At 71.6% G+C, this 13382-nt stretch carries 13 protein-coding genes; 6 read left to right on the top strand and 7 right to left on the bottom strand.

Features of this window, described 5'->3' with window-relative positions; genetic code table 11:
* Positions 1-248: 248 nt before the first annotated feature.
* Positions 249-1736: a sigma-54-dependent transcriptional regulator gene (locus HBB12_RS15730; protein ID WP_236990212.1), complete on the bottom strand. Its 1488-nt coding sequence runs from the start codon at positions 1734-1736 to the stop codon at positions 249-251.
* Positions 1737-2018: 282 nt separating this feature from the next.
* On the opposite strand from HBB12_RS15730, the gene HBB12_RS15725 reads away from it, so the two are divergent.
* Positions 2019-3887, top strand: coding sequence for a M3 family oligoendopeptidase (locus tag HBB12_RS15725; RefSeq protein WP_236990211.1), 1869 nt, complete (start codon positions 2019-2021; stop codon positions 3885-3887).
* A gap of 101 nt (positions 3888-3988) precedes the next feature.
* Complete coding sequence (locus HBB12_RS15720; RefSeq protein ID WP_236990210.1) at positions 3989-5035, top strand: transporter; 1047 nt, start codon at positions 3989-3991, stop codon at positions 5033-5035.
* 4 nt (positions 5036-5039) lie between these two features.
* On the opposite strand, the gene HBB12_RS15715 is transcribed toward HBB12_RS15720, so the two are convergent.
* Together HBB12_RS15715 and HBB12_RS15710 are read right to left on the bottom strand one after the other, a co-directional pair.
* Positions 5040-5945, bottom strand: a complete 906-nt coding sequence (locus HBB12_RS15715) for a DMT family transporter (protein ID WP_236990209.1) — start codon at positions 5943-5945, stop codon at positions 5040-5042.
* A gap of 5 nt (positions 5946-5950) precedes the next feature.
* On the bottom strand, positions 5951-6901 hold the full coding sequence (locus tag HBB12_RS15710; protein WP_236990208.1) for an alpha/beta hydrolase: 951 nt from the start codon (positions 6899-6901) through the stop codon (positions 5951-5953).
* Between the two features lie 249 nt (positions 6902-7150).
* Between HBB12_RS15710 and HBB12_RS15705 the strand changes: the two genes are divergently transcribed.
* The 4 genes from HBB12_RS15705 (at position 7151) to HBB12_RS15690 (ending at position 10179) form a co-directional block, all read left to right on the top strand.
* Positions 7151-7522, top strand: a complete 372-nt coding sequence (locus tag HBB12_RS15705) for a DUF6460 domain-containing protein (RefSeq protein ID WP_236990207.1) — start codon at positions 7151-7153, stop codon at positions 7520-7522.
* A gap of 6 nt (positions 7523-7528) precedes the next feature.
* Complete coding sequence (locus HBB12_RS15700) at positions 7529-8902, top strand: MATE family efflux transporter (RefSeq protein WP_236990206.1); 1374 nt, start codon at positions 7529-7531, stop codon at positions 8900-8902.
* Positions 8899-9291, top strand: a complete 393-nt coding sequence (locus HBB12_RS15695) for a GFA family protein (RefSeq protein WP_236990205.1) — start codon at positions 8899-8901, stop codon at positions 9289-9291. Before HBB12_RS15700 ends, HBB12_RS15695 begins: the two co-directional genes overlap by 4 nt.
* A gap of 111 nt (positions 9292-9402) precedes the next feature.
* On the top strand, positions 9403-10179 hold the full coding sequence (locus tag HBB12_RS15690; RefSeq protein ID WP_236990204.1) for a class I SAM-dependent methyltransferase: 777 nt from the start codon (positions 9403-9405) through the stop codon (positions 10177-10179).
* 709 nt (positions 10180-10888) lie between these two features.
* On the opposite strand, the gene HBB12_RS15685 is transcribed toward HBB12_RS15690, so the two are convergent.
* From HBB12_RS15685 to HBB12_RS15670, 4 genes are read right to left on the bottom strand one after another with little or no spacing between them, the layout of a single operon-like run.
* The gene (locus HBB12_RS15685) at positions 10889-11356 is read right to left on the bottom strand and encodes a hypothetical protein (protein ID WP_236990203.1); all 468 of its coding nucleotides are present in this window, start codon (positions 11354-11356) and stop codon (positions 10889-10891) included.
* A 10-nt stretch (positions 11357-11366) separates the two neighbouring features.
* Positions 11367-12017: a BON domain-containing protein gene (locus HBB12_RS15680; protein WP_236990202.1), complete on the bottom strand. Its 651-nt coding sequence runs from the start codon at positions 12015-12017 to the stop codon at positions 11367-11369.
* 60 nt (positions 12018-12077) lie between these two features.
* A complete protein-coding gene (locus tag HBB12_RS15675; RefSeq protein WP_236990201.1) occupies positions 12078-12422 on the bottom strand; it encodes a DUF1476 domain-containing protein in 345 nt (114 codons plus the stop codon).
* A gap of 43 nt (positions 12423-12465) precedes the next feature.
* Positions 12466-13158, bottom strand: a complete 693-nt coding sequence (locus HBB12_RS15670; protein ID WP_236990200.1) for a helix-turn-helix domain-containing protein — start codon at positions 13156-13158, stop codon at positions 12466-12468.
* Positions 13159-13382 lie beyond the last annotated feature (224 nt).

Here is a 13382-nt window from a genome sequence, read left to right as displayed (position 1 = left end):
TCTCCTCGAAGCCGCGGCCATCACGAGCGGCCACGCTGGTCAATCTAGACTAGTAAACACGTCGGCGCAGGCCGTGCCATCGCACGGCAGCCACACCCCGACGACATGCAACCGTGGGCGTTCGCGACGTGTCGTGGCGCACCGCGGCCTTGGTCGCGGTGCAAAACCGGGATCGGCGACCACGCTGCTCCGCCCAAAACCCGTCAAATGCGGTTTTCTTCGGACGAAGGCCCGTGCGGGCGCGAAGATCAGGCGGCGTCCTCGGCCTTCTCGTCGTCGAGGCCGAGTTCCTTCAACTTGCGATAGAGTGTCGAGCGACCGATGCCGAGGCGGCGCGAGACTTCCGACATCCGCCCGCGGTAGAATTGCAGGGCGTAGCGGATGATCTCACCTTCCAGCCCCTCCATCGTCTTCATCTCGCCGGTCTCCTCGGCGACGAGCGAGAGGGCGTGGGGATCGCGCACCTCGACGCGGACGATCTCCCGCACCGGCGCCGAAACGGTGCCGGGCTCGGGTTGGGCCGGGGCCGCGGGGATGCGCACGTCGAAGCCCTGGACCTGGGCGGCGATCTGCGGGAATTCCGCGATCGTCAATTCGTCGCCGTCGGCGAGCACCACGGCACGGAACAGCGCGTTCTCGAGCTGGCGCACGTTGCCGGGCCAGTCGTAGCGGGTGATCAGCGCCATCGCCTCCGCGGCGATGCCGCGGACCCGCTTGCCCTCCTCGGCGGCGAACCGGGCGCAGAACGAGCGGGCGAGGTCCGGGATGTCCTCGCGCCGGGCCCGCAGCGGCGGCAGGGTCATCGGGAAGACGTTGAGGCGGTAATACAGGTCCTCGCGGAAGCGGCCCTGCTTGACGAGGTCGAGGAGCGAGCGGTTCGTCGCCGAGACCAGCCGGATGTCGACCCGCACGCTCTTGCGCCCGCCGACCGGGTCGACCTCGCCCTCCTGCAGCGCCCGCAGGAGCTTCACCTGCGCGTCGAGGGGCAGCTCCCCGATCTCGTCGAGGAACAGCGTGCCGCCCGAGGCCTCGACGAACTTGCCGAGATGGCGCTCGGTGGCGCCGGTGAAGGCGCCCTTCTCGTGGCCGAACAGGGTCGATTCGACCAGGTTGTCGGGGATCGCCCCGCAATTGACCGTGACGAAGGGCTTGCCGCGGCGGTCGCCCGAGCCCTGGATGGCGCGGGCCAGCACCTCCTTGCCGACGCCGGATTCGCCCTCGATCAGCACAGGGATGTTGGACTTCGCCGCCCGCTCGGCGAGCCGCATCACCCGGGCCATGTCCGGGCTCTTCGAGGTGAGGTCGCGGAACGACAGGGCGCCCGACGCGCGCCGGCGCATCCGCCGGATCTCGTCCTGGAGCTGATCGACCTGGAGCGCGTTGCGGATCGAGACCTGGAGCCGCTCGGGGCCCGCCGGCTTGACCACGAAATCGACCGCGCCCGCCCGCATCGCGTTGACGACGGCGTCGATCGAGCCGTTCGCGGTCTGCACGATCACCGGCGTGTCGATGCCGGCCTTGCGCAGTTCGCCCAGCACGCCGATCCCGTCGAGGCCGCCCGGCATGGCGAGGTCGAGGAGCACCACGTCGATGCTGGAATCGGGGGCCCGGATGGCGTCGAGGCCCGCGGCCCCGCTCTCCGCCACCACGGCCTCGAACCCGAGGCGCCGCACCATGGCCTCCGCCAGCCGGCGCTGCACGGGATCGTCGTCGACGATGAGGACCGTGGTGGTCATCTGTTCTCCTCAGGCGGGACCGGCGCCGTGAAGCGCCGCCCGCAAAGCCTTGCCGTGTCCGGAGGCCTGCCTCGAGCGAGCCATCCGCGAATCACGCGGCTGTTTCGTTTCGAGCCGTATGCTGCGTCACAACCGTAAAGTCGCTCTTAACGCCAACGAGAGGTTCCCGGTCGGGAGACACAGGGAGGCCTTGCGCGGCAATCGTGGCCGGCTCGGTTGATCGCGGGGCCCTCGGGGCCGATATGTCCCCCTCACCGCTTTTCCCCGAGAGGAACATCGTCCATGCCGCTGAGTGCCGCCGCGCCGTCGGACAGCGCCCTGAGCACCGCGAAGGCCACGGCCCGCGCCGTCGATCTCGGGCCGCTGCCGGAATGGGACCTGTCGGACCTCTATGCCGGCCTCGACGACCCGGCCTTCGCCGCCGACCTCGACCGCGCCGAGGCCGAGTGCCGGGGCTTCGCCGAGAGCTATCGCGGCCGTGTCCGGGACCTCGTCGCCGGCGAGGACGCCTCCGACCGGCTCGGCACCGCGGTCGCGGCCTACGAGGCGATCGAGGACCGGCTCGGCCGGCTGATGTCCTATGCCGGCCTCGTCTATTCCGGCGACACCACCGATCCGGCCCGCGCCAAGTTCTACGGTGACACCCAGGAGCGCCTGACCGCGGCATCGAGCGACCTCCTGTTCTTCACCCTCGAGCTCAACCGGGTCGAGGATGCCCTGATCGACGCGGCGGCCGCCCATCCGCCCCTCGCCCGCTACCGCCCCTGGCTCGAGGACATCCGCCGCGAGAAGCCGCACCAGCTGAGCGACGAGGCCGAGAAGCTCTTCCTCGAGAAGTCGGTGACCGGGCGCGCCGCCTGGAACCGGCTGTTCGACGAGACCATCGCGTCCTTGCGCTTCCCCCTGCGCGGCGAGGAGCTGACGCTGGAGCCGACCCTCAACAAGCTCCAGGACCCGGACGAGACCGTGCGCCGGGACGCGGCCGGCGCGCTAAGCACCGTGTTCCGGTCGAACCTGCGGGTGTTCACGCTCATCACCAACACGCTCGCCAAGGACAAGGAGATCTCCGACCGCTGGCGCGGCTTCACCGACGTGTCGGATGCCCGCCACCTCGCCAACCGGGTCGAGCGTGATACCGTCGAGGCCCTGGTCGCCGCCGTTCAGGCGGCCTATCCGCGCCTGTCGCACCGCTACTACAAGCTGAAGGCGCGGTGGTTCGGGCGTGACGATCTCGCCTACTGGGACCGCAACGCGCCGCTGCCGAAGGTCGAGCAGCGCACGATTCCCTGGGCCGAGGCGCGCGAGACCGTTCTGTCGGCCTACGGCGCCTTCTCGCCGAAGATGGCCGAGATCGCCCGGCGCTTCTTCGACGGCGGCTGGATCGACGCGCCGGTGCGGCCCGGCAAGGCGCCGGGCGCCTTCGCGCACCCGACCGTGCCCTCGGCCCACCCGTTCGTGCTCGTCAACTACCAAGGCAAGCCGCGGGACGTGATGACGCTCGCCCACGAATTGGGCCACGGCGTGCACCAGGTGCTGGCTGGCCATAACGGGGCGCTGATGGCGCCGACGCCGCTGACGCTCGCCGAGACCGCCAGCGTGTTCGGCGAGATGCTGACCTTCCGCCGCGTGCTGGAAGCGACCACCGAGCCGGTACAGCGCCGGGCGATGCTCGCCGCCAAGGTCGAGGACATGATCAACACGGTGGTGCGCCAGATCGCGTTCTACGCCTTCGAGCGCAAGGTCCACCTCGCTCGCCGCGAGGGTGAGCTGACCGCCGACACGATCAACGCCCTGTGGATGTCGGTGCAGGCGGAGAGCCTCGGGCCGGCGATTCGGCTCGACGAGGGCTACGAGCCGTACTGGGCCTATATCCCGCACTTCATCCACTCGCCGTTCTACGTCTACGCCTACGCCTTCGGCGACTGCCTGGTGAACTCGCTCTACGGCGTCTACCAGCGGGCGAGCGGCGACTCCGTTGCGGAACAGGCCTTCGTCGAGCGCTACTTCGCGCTGCTCGCGGCCGGCGGCAGCCAGCCCTATGGCGAATTGCTGGCGCCGTTCGGGTTGGACGCCCGCGACCCGGCCTTCTGGCAGATCGGCCTGTCGATGATCGAGGGCATGATCGCGGAGCTTGAGGCGATGGAGGCTTGAGCCGTCATCGAACCGTCGCGCCCGGCCCCTAGCGACGGTGGCCGGGTGCGGCGGCGTCCCGGTCGTTCCCCTTCAGATGGGTGGGACGACAAGGACGCCCGATGCCGCCCCTCCTCAGCGACGAACCCGCCCTTCCGGGCCTGATCTGGGCGATGCGGTTCGACGCGACGGGAAACGGACGGTTGGTCGGACCCGGCGAGGAGATCCCGGCCCTCGGCCGCTTCGGCGAAGGCTTCGTCTGGCTCCACGTCAACCTCAACGACGCGCGGGTGCCGGCCCTGATGGCGGAGGGGCGCCTCGGCCCGCCGGACCTCGCGGCGGCGGCCTTCGCCAGCGATCCCCACCAACGGGTCACGATCGAGGACGGCCAGGTCGGCGGCGTCATCGCCGACCTCACCCGCGACGCCGACCTGACTCGCGACGCGGAGGCATCCGCCGCGCCGGAGCGCCTGCCCGACGCCGCCGGGCGGCTGCACTTCGTGCTCGGACCGAACTACCTCGTCAGCGGGCGCCGGCACCCGATCGTCGGGCCCGACGCGGTGCGCGAGGCGATCGCCGAGGGCAGGGCGTTGCCCGGACCGGTGGCGCTTCTGGAAACGCTGATCGGCCGGGTCGCGGCGGCGATCGGTGCCCGGGGCGCGACCTTGTCCGAGCGCCTCGACGGGATCGAGGACCACATCCTCGACGAGCGCATCCGCGACGAGACCCGCCAGCTCGGGCCGATCCGCCGCGACGCCGTGCGGCTGCACCGCCAGCTCAACGGCCTGCGGGCGGTGTTCCACCGCCTGGAGGACGATGGCGAGGACTTGGCCGACGAGACCCTGGAGGCGGCCGCCCGCATCGCCCAGCGCCTCGACGCGCTGGATCGCGACATGGTGGTGCTGGCCGAGCGCAGCCGGCTGCTGCAGGAGGAGCTGTCGGGGCTGCTCGCCCGCCAGTCGAACCGCCAGCTCCACACCCTGTCGATCCTCACCGCCCTGTTCCTGCCCCCGACCCTGGTCACCGGCCTGTTCGGCATGAACACCAAGGGCCTGCCGCTGGCCGAGTGGGAGGACGGCTCGACGGTCGCGATTCTGGTCGCCGTGATGTCGGCGGCGGCGGCCTTCCTGCTGATCCGCCGCCTCGGGCTCGGCGGGCAGAAGGGGTGATCGCTCAGGCCGCCTTGCGGCGCCCTGACAGCTCCGCCACCGCGATCCCGCCGAGCACCAGGGCGAGGGCTGCGGCCTCGACGAGGCCGAAGGATTCGCCCACCAGCCCGACTGCCAGGATCGCCCCGAAGACCGGGACGAGGTTGTTGAACAGGCCGGCGCGGTTGGGCCCGATCGTCTCGACCCCGCGCATGTAAGCGAGCTGCGCCACCAGCGATGGCCCGAGCGCCGTGAAGGCGATCAGCGCCCAGCCGGCGGCACCGGGCCACAGGATCCGGCCGGCCGCCCACTCGCCGATCAGCAGCGGCATCGAGGTCGCCCAGGCGGCGATCGCCATGGCGGCGAAGAAGGCGAGGCCGGGCACCGCCGGCCGCGACGGGAGGGCGACGGTGTAGCCGGCGTAGAACAGGCAGGCGAGCAGCACCAGGAGGTCGCCGCGATTGAAGTCGAGGGCGCGCAGCCGCGCGAGGTCGCCGTGGCTCGCCACCAGCACCACGCCGGCCAGCGTGACGACCGAGCCGACGATCTGGCCGGGCCGTACCGCGACGCCGCGGACGAGGAAGTTGAGGAGCAGCACCAGGACCGGGATGGTGCCCTCGATCAGCGACAGGTTGACGGCGCTCGTCAGCGCGCCCGCCTCGTAGGTCAGGGCGTTGAAGCCGGTATAGCCGACGCCCCCCATCAGCAGGATCATCGGCCAATGCGCCAGGAGGGCGCGCCGATGCGCCCAGGTCTCGCGCCCGGCGACCAGCGCGATGGCGGTGAGCGCGATCGACCAGCGCAACGCCACGAGGGCCTGCGGCGAGACGAGGCCCACCGCGACCTTGCTCGCCACCGCGTTGCCGGCCCAGAGGAACGTCGCGAAGGCGAGCAGCGCGTAGGCGGCCGCGGCCGAATGGCCGTGTTTCACCGCCCCTACGCCAGGGCCATCAGGAAGCGCTCGATCAGCTCCAGGGCCCGCTGGGTCATGGCCAGCTCGTAGCGGATGAAGACGTGGCAGCCCCCGGTATAGACCGAGGTGTAGCCGCCGTTGTTGGCCGCGGCCCAGCGCATCGACATGAACAGGGTGTCGTCGAGGAGCGGATCGCGGGTGCCGACCGAGAACAGGGCCGGCGGCAGGCCGGCGAGGTCGGCGTAGAGCGGCGACACGTCGGGCGAGCGCCGGGCGACGCCCTCGGGCACGAAGCCGTCGGCGAAGCGGCGTATGTCGGTGGAGTTGAGGACCAGGCGCTCCTCGCCCCAGTTGCGGGCGCTGGCGGTGACGCCGAGGTCGTAGAGGCCGGAAAACAGATTGGCGCCCCGGAACGCCTTGGGCAGCCGGTGGCGGTCGCGCAGGCGCAGCAGCGTCATCACGCTCAGATGCGCGCCGACCGATTCGCCGCCGATGGTCAGCGCCTCGACCCCGAACAGCTTGCGGCCCTCGTGGTAGAGCCAGAGCGCCGCCGCCTCGCAATCGTCGATCGGGGCCGGATAGGGGTATTCCGGCGCCAGCCGGTACTCCACCGAGACGCAGACGAAGCCGCAGCGCTCGGCGATGCGCTCGAGCCAGGGGTCCTGCTCGTCGGCGCCGCCCCAGACCCAGCCGCCGGAATGGATGTGCAGGTAGGCGCCCCGAGCCTTCCGCTGCGGCCGGATCACCCGGAGCGCCAGCGGCCCGCCGGGCCCGGGAATCGTGATCGTCTCGGCCCGGGGGCTGTGCGGCATCGCCGGATAGGCCAGGCTGCCGCGCCGGCGGCGTTCGCGCACCTCCGCCACCGGCATGGACCAGGGGTCCGGCGCCTTCGCCTGGGCGGCGATGATCTCCCGGTTCAGGCGCTCGGCGTCGGGATCGGCTTTCGCCGGGTCGAAGATCGCGTGGTCGATCATGCTGGGGGTATCAATCTCGCGGCGCTGCGCCGCCGGCGCGGGGCGGCGGAGCGTCTCGGGGTTGCGGGCGGGTCACCATCCTGCCCGAATGGTACGGCGGACATCTTGGGTTATTCCGCGAAGGTTGCCATCTCAGGTCCGGATTGCCAAACGGTGCAATGCGCCGGGCCGCGCCGGGTTTCGTCAGGGATGTGACAATCCCGCAACGTTCGGATACCGGATTCCGCAACGGCAGGGTCGCGAGGACGCATGAGCGAGCAGAGATTTCACCGCCCCTTCGGCGGGCAGGCACCGCACGGCCAGGAGCCGTTCGGCCAGGGCCCCGGCGGCTACGATCCGGGCTACCGGGACGACCGGCGGTCGAACCTGAACCGCTTCCTCGGCGGCTCGCCGGGGGCGGTGCTGGTGCGGCTGGTGTTCCTGTCGCTTCTCGTCGGCGCCGGCATGGCGATGATGGGGGTGACGCCCGGCCTGCTCTTCGCCCAGGCCTACGAGACGATCCACTCGCTGATCGCGCTCGGCTTCGACACCTTCCACGATGCCGGCCGCTGGTTCATCGCCGGGGCCGTCGTGGTGGTGCCGCTGTGGTTCCTCTCGCGCGTCTTCGCCCGCAGCCGCTGAGTCGCGATGCATCCCGCCGCCCCGCAACGCCCCGGCGCGAGTCCCGAGGTGACGCACCGGCGCATCCTCGCGCTCGCCGTGCCGATGACGCTCGCCAACGTCACGACGCCGCTCCTCGGGCTCGTCGGGACGGCGGCAGTGGGGCGGCTCGGCGACGCGGCGCTCCTCGGGGCTCTCGCCCTCGGGGCGGTGGTCTTCGACTACCTGTTCTGGACCTTCGGGGCGCTGCGCATGGCCACCGCCGGCCTCACCGCGCAGGCGGCCGGGGCCGGCGACGGCCTCGAGATCGACCGGACGCTTGCCCGGGCGCTCGCGGTGGCACTGGCGGTCGGCCTCGCCATGGTGGTGCTGCAAGGCCCGCTCGGGGCGGCCTCGCTCCGGCTGTTCGGCGCGAGCCCGGCGGTGAACGCGGCGCTCGCCGGCTATGTCGGCATACGGATCTGGTGCGCGCCTTTCACGCTGGCGAACTACGCCATCCTCGGCTCGACCCTGGGGCGCGGCCGCACCGATCTCGGCCTCGCCCTCCAGGTGGCGATCAACGCCGTCAACGTCGCGCTCACCCTCCTGTTCGTCCTCGGCCTCGGGGCCGGCGTCGCCGGGGCGGCCCTCGCGACTTTGCTGGCGGAGGTGGCCGGCACGGCTTTGGGGCTCCTGGTGCTGCACCGCCTCGGCTCGCGGCCCTGGCGGGTACCCCTGCCCGAGATCTTGGAGCGGACCGGCCTCACCCGGATGCTCTCGGTCAACGGCGACGTGATGGTGCGCACGCTCGCGCTCATCACCGCGCTCGCCCTGTTCACCGGGCTCGGCGCCAGGGCCGGCGACGTGACGCTGGCGGCCAATGCGGTCCTCCAGAACCTCTTCCTGATCGGCAGCTTCTTCCTCGACGGCTTCGCCACGGCCGCGGAGGTGCTGTGCGGCCAGGCGCTCGGCGCCCGCGACGAGGGCGCCTTCCGGGGCGCGGTGCGGCTCTCCCTCGGCTGGTGCCTCGGCTTCGCGCTGGCGGTCTCGGGGCTCTTCCTCAGCCTCGGCGGGCCGTTCATCGATGCGGTCACCAGCGCCCCGGAGGTGCGGGCCTTCGCGCGCGACTACCTCGTCTTCGCCGCCCTGACGCCGCTCGCGGCGGCGGCCGCCTTCGCGTTCGACGGCATCTATATCGGGGCGACCTGGACCCGGGCGATGCGCAATCTGATGCTGGCGGCGCTCGCGGTCGATGCCGCGATGCTGGCGGCGACGCGGGACCTCGGCAATACCGGGCTCTGGCTCGCCATGCTGACCTTCCTGGCCGCCCGCGGCCTCGGCCAGGCGCTGCTGTATCCGCGGCTCGCGACGGCCGCGTTCCCGCAGCCGCGGGTCGGCCCGCTGACGGAGGCGACGCGATGATCTCAGGAGGATGTCGCTGCGGCGCCGTGCGATTCGAGGCCGACGGGGAGCCCTGGAACCTCACGGTCTGCCACTGCGAGGATTGCCGCGGCGCCACCGGCGCGCCGATGGTCGGCTGGCTGACCGTCAGGCGGGAGGCCTGCCGCTTCACCGCGGACCCGGCCTGGTTCCGCTCGAGCCCGCGGGCGGAGCGCGGCTTCTGCCCGTCCTGCGGCACGCCGCTCGCCTACCGGGCCGACGCCTTGCCCGACGAGATCGACCTGACGCTGGCGAGCCTCGACGATCCCGAGCGGTTCCCGCCGCGCGACCACGTCTGGGTCTCCCGCCGCCTGTCCTGGGTCGCCCTGCCGCCCGGGCTGCCGGCCTATCCGCGGGCGCGCGGATCCTGACCGCCCCGCTCACCCAGCTCAACCCCCGCCGCACGAGACGATGCCCGCATGACGATGGCGGACCCGACCGCTCACCCTGAGATCGATGGGCCGTCCATTGATGGACCGTTCTTGCGGTCGCGCGCCGTCGACGACCCGGCGGCCTGCACCTTCAACCACACCATCGACCTGCCCGGGCACGGCACCATGGCGGGAGCCTGGGACTTGCGGGCCGGGCTCGACGCGTCCCTCGGCCACGTCGCGGTGGCGGGCAAGCGCGTGCTCGATTTCGGCGCCACCAGCGGTTTCCTCGGCTTCGCCATGGAGGCGCGCGGCGCCGAGGTGGTGTCCTACGACTTCGCCGGCGAAGCCTGCTGGGAGATGGTGCCCTACCCGGATTTCGAGCGCGCCGTGATCGCGCCGGAGATCCGCAACCATCTGCGGCGATTCGAGAACGCGTTCTGGTTCTCGCATGCCGCCCTCGGCTCGCGGGCGCGGCGGGCCGGCGGCTCGCTCTATGGCGTGCCGGAGGCGATCGGCCCGGTCGACATCGCGGTGCTCGGCAACGCGCTGGCACGCCTGCGCGATCCGTTCCGGGCCCTCCACGGCGCCCTGCGGCTCACCCGCGAGACCGTGGTGGTGACCGAGATGCTGCCGAAGTCGCTGCAATTCCTGCGCTTCCTGCCGCGCAGCATCGGCCTGCCGCTTTTCCTCCTGCCCCGCAGCGACCAGCGGATCCGCTTCGATGCCTGGTGGACCATCGCCCCGACCACGATGCAGGAACTCCTGGCGATCCTGGGTTTCGGCGAATCGACGGTGACCTATCACCGCCAGACGCTGCTCGGACAGAAGCGGCTCTGCTACACGGTGGTGGCGCGGCGGACGGAGCCGACGAATCCGGAACTGTGAGGGGTCTCGCATGGTCGGGAGATGCGCGCCCGAACCCTCCCCCTCTGCGGCAGGGCTGTCCGGGAAAAAAGAATGGCGCGGGAAATCCCCTCTCCTCCCCGCGGGCGGGAAGAGGCCTGATCTCCGAAGGGGCTCAGGGAGCCGGGAGGGCGGGGTGAGGAGGTGTTGCCGCAGGAGCCTCACGCATCGAGACCCCCTCACCCTCGCTCCGGCCGCGCCTCCGCTTGCTGCGTCGTCCGAACGGAGACACAGCCCTCTCCCCGCGGGCGCAGGGCTGTCCGGAGAAACTTTTTGGTCTGGATGCATGCCCTGCCACGCCGGAGGTGCTCCGGGAGGCGTCCGGCTGTCGAGACCCGAGCATCCGGGCAGGACATGCGTCCCGACGAGACCCGCTTCGTTCAGCGGCTGGGAGGACTCGATCGCCGGCAGATCGCCAAGAGCGTCGCGCGCCACGGCGCCGACGCCTACGACAAGCGCTCCTCCTCCTGAGACCGCTTCCGGAAGATTCCTTCCGTAAGCCGTATCGCCAGCCCGCGCGGCGCCTGAGCGAAGCCGGTTTCCGCATCGCGAAGCGATCAATCCGGAAACCGTATCACGCAGGCCGTCGGGAAAGTCCAAGTCCGGAACCGACCGTACCCCTGCCGCGTGATCACCGCAGGGCACGACGAGTCGCGAAGAATCGAAAGTCTCGTTGCCGAACCCCGGACGATCACGGCTCCCGGTCCGGCGTGACCTCGCTCACGTACGCGACCATGAAGGTATGGAAGTCGCCGCTGCCGGCGTCGCGGATCGAGACGTACTCGCCGACCACGAAGGCATGCGTTCCGAGACGGTAGCCGGGTTCGTCGTCGTCTGTCGTGCGGTCGTCGTAGTCGATGAGCCAGGTCGCCCCGCCCTCCCCGCCGGCCCGGTGCACGAGGCGGCCGTGGCGGTCGGGCTCGCCGGTCCAGAAGCGGCGCACGCGGCAATGGTCGCGGGACGCGCGCCAGAGTCCGGCATCGAGGTGCCCGTCCGGCCGGAGCGGCGCGACGAGATCGTAGCCGCGCCCCGCGCTGCCCTCGGGATGCTCGGGGCAGCGCGCCAACGTCAGGGTCACGCGGTGCAGCTCCGCCGACGGGCCCGGCCCGGCCGCGGCATGGCCGCGATCATGCCCGGGACTGTGCGTTCCATGCGCCATGGTCGTCTCCTCACGTCAGGGCCACGGTCCGGTCCTCGACCGCGCGCACGCCCGGGACCGACCAGGCGGCCCGCTCGGCGGCGTCGCGCTCGGCCAGCGACGAGACGGCGCCCTCCAGGGTGACCCGGTCGCCCTCGACCCGGATCGTGATCGCATCGGCATCGAGCAGGGCGTGGCGCCGGAAGGCCTCCAGGATCTTGCTCCGGACCGCGCTCGGCCGGACCTCGGGCCGGACCTCGATGAGGTTCGACACCCCGACGACGCCGGACAGCTTGCGCACCGCGGCTTCCGCCCCCGCCATCTGGTACTGCCAGGGCACGGATCCGGTCAGGGTGATCCAGCCCTTGGCGACGCGGACCTGGATCGCGTCCTTCGGCAGGTGGACCGACCAGTCGATGATGGCGAGCGCCCGGGCGGCGATCTGGTCGTCCATCACCTTCTTGGCCTGCGGGAAGCGGACCTCGATCTCCTGGGCGATGGCGCGCACGCCCTTCACCCGGCGCACGGCGCGCTCCGCCGCGACCTGCTCGGCGTAGCTGCCGACATGGCCGGTCAGGGTGACGACGCCCTCCGCGACGGCGACGCCGATCTCGGCCGCATCGAGGCTGGGATCGAAGTCGAGCTCGTCGAGGACGTCGCGGCGCAGATCCTTGTCGGTCATGACGGCGCTCCTGCATGTCTCGGCGGAACGGCGAGACTCCAGCGGGGGACTTTCGGCGGGTCACGCCGACGAGCCTTGATCCAGCGCAAGGCCGACGCGGCTCTCGGCCCGGGCGAGACCGGCACAACGCTGCATCTCCCGGCGCAGCACGGAGACCGGCTCGTCGGCCCCCGCCGCCGCCAGGTCCACCACGAGGCGCGCCAGGACCGCCTCGTCGTCGAGGGGCACGGTCTCCCCCACGAAGGCGTCGGTGAAGCGCGAGGCCGCGTCGGGATCGAGCGCCATCCGCTCGCCGGCCCAGCGCGCCAGGAGCCGGTTGCGCCGGGTGCGCTCCTGGAAACGCCGGTCCTCCTCGTGCACGAACCGGCGCTCGAAGGCCTGCTCGCGTTCGTCGAACGTCGTCATGACGACCTCCCCTCTCGCTTCATCGGTGGGCCGGCTGGGCTGCTCAATCCTCGACGAGGCGGTGCATCCGTCCGCGGCGCAGGCTGACCTGCCGGCCGCCGGTGCGCAGGAGCGCCCCCTCGCCTTCGAGCTGCGAGATCGTGCGCGACACGGTCTCGATGGTCAGGCCGAGATAGTCGGCGATGTCGCGCCGCGTCATCGGCAGGTCGAAGGTGCCGGTGCCGCCGAGCCGCGCATCGACGTCGAGCAGGAAGGCGGCGACGCGCTCGACCGCCGAGCGCCGCCCGAGCAGCAGCATGTGGTCCTGGGCGTGGCGCAGGGCCCGGGCCGCCAGGCTCCAGAGCTGGCAGGCGACCTCGGCCCGGTCGGCGGCGACCCGCTCGATCTGCCGCCGCTTGAAGGTCAGGACCCGGGTCCCGGACAGGGCCTCGGCGGTGTGCCGGTGGGTCTCGCCCTGGTCGAAGCCGAACAGGTCGCCGGGCAGGTGGAAGCCGGTGATCTGGCGCCGGCCGTCGCTCAGCACCTTGTGGGTGCGGACCGCGCCCTGCACCACCCGGTAGACGCTCTCCGCCTCCTCGCCCTCGCCGAAGATCTCTTCCTCGCGGGCATAGGCGGAGGGCGTGCCGATGAGGTCCGGGCAGCCGGCGAAGAGGCCGGCGCCGTCGCGGCCCGTGGCTCGGGCGCGGGGGCTCACGACCGGGCGTGAGACAGGGGGCAGGGCCATCTCCGGCGACATCGGTGCACTCCTCATCCCTTCGACGCGGATGAGAATGTCCGGATCGTGGTCACGCGGAAATTCCGGTCGGCCGCGTAAGTGTGTCTGCTTAAGGACATTTACGGAGGCGCGGCCTCGTCGCCGGACGGATGTCGCGGCTTTGAGGCCGGTACCAGTTGCGCTGGATCAAAGCCGACCGGCCTCGTAGGGAGGAAGCCTCGTCTCCGGCTCCCACCGGAGGCGAT

It is taken from the genome of Methylobacterium sp. SyP6R (genome assembly GCF_019216885.1).
Taxonomy (GTDB): Bacteria; Pseudomonadota; Alphaproteobacteria; order Rhizobiales; family Beijerinckiaceae; genus Methylobacterium.
The sequence above is the reverse complement of the archived record's forward strand: the minus strand, read 5'-3'. Positions and strand labels throughout refer to the sequence as shown.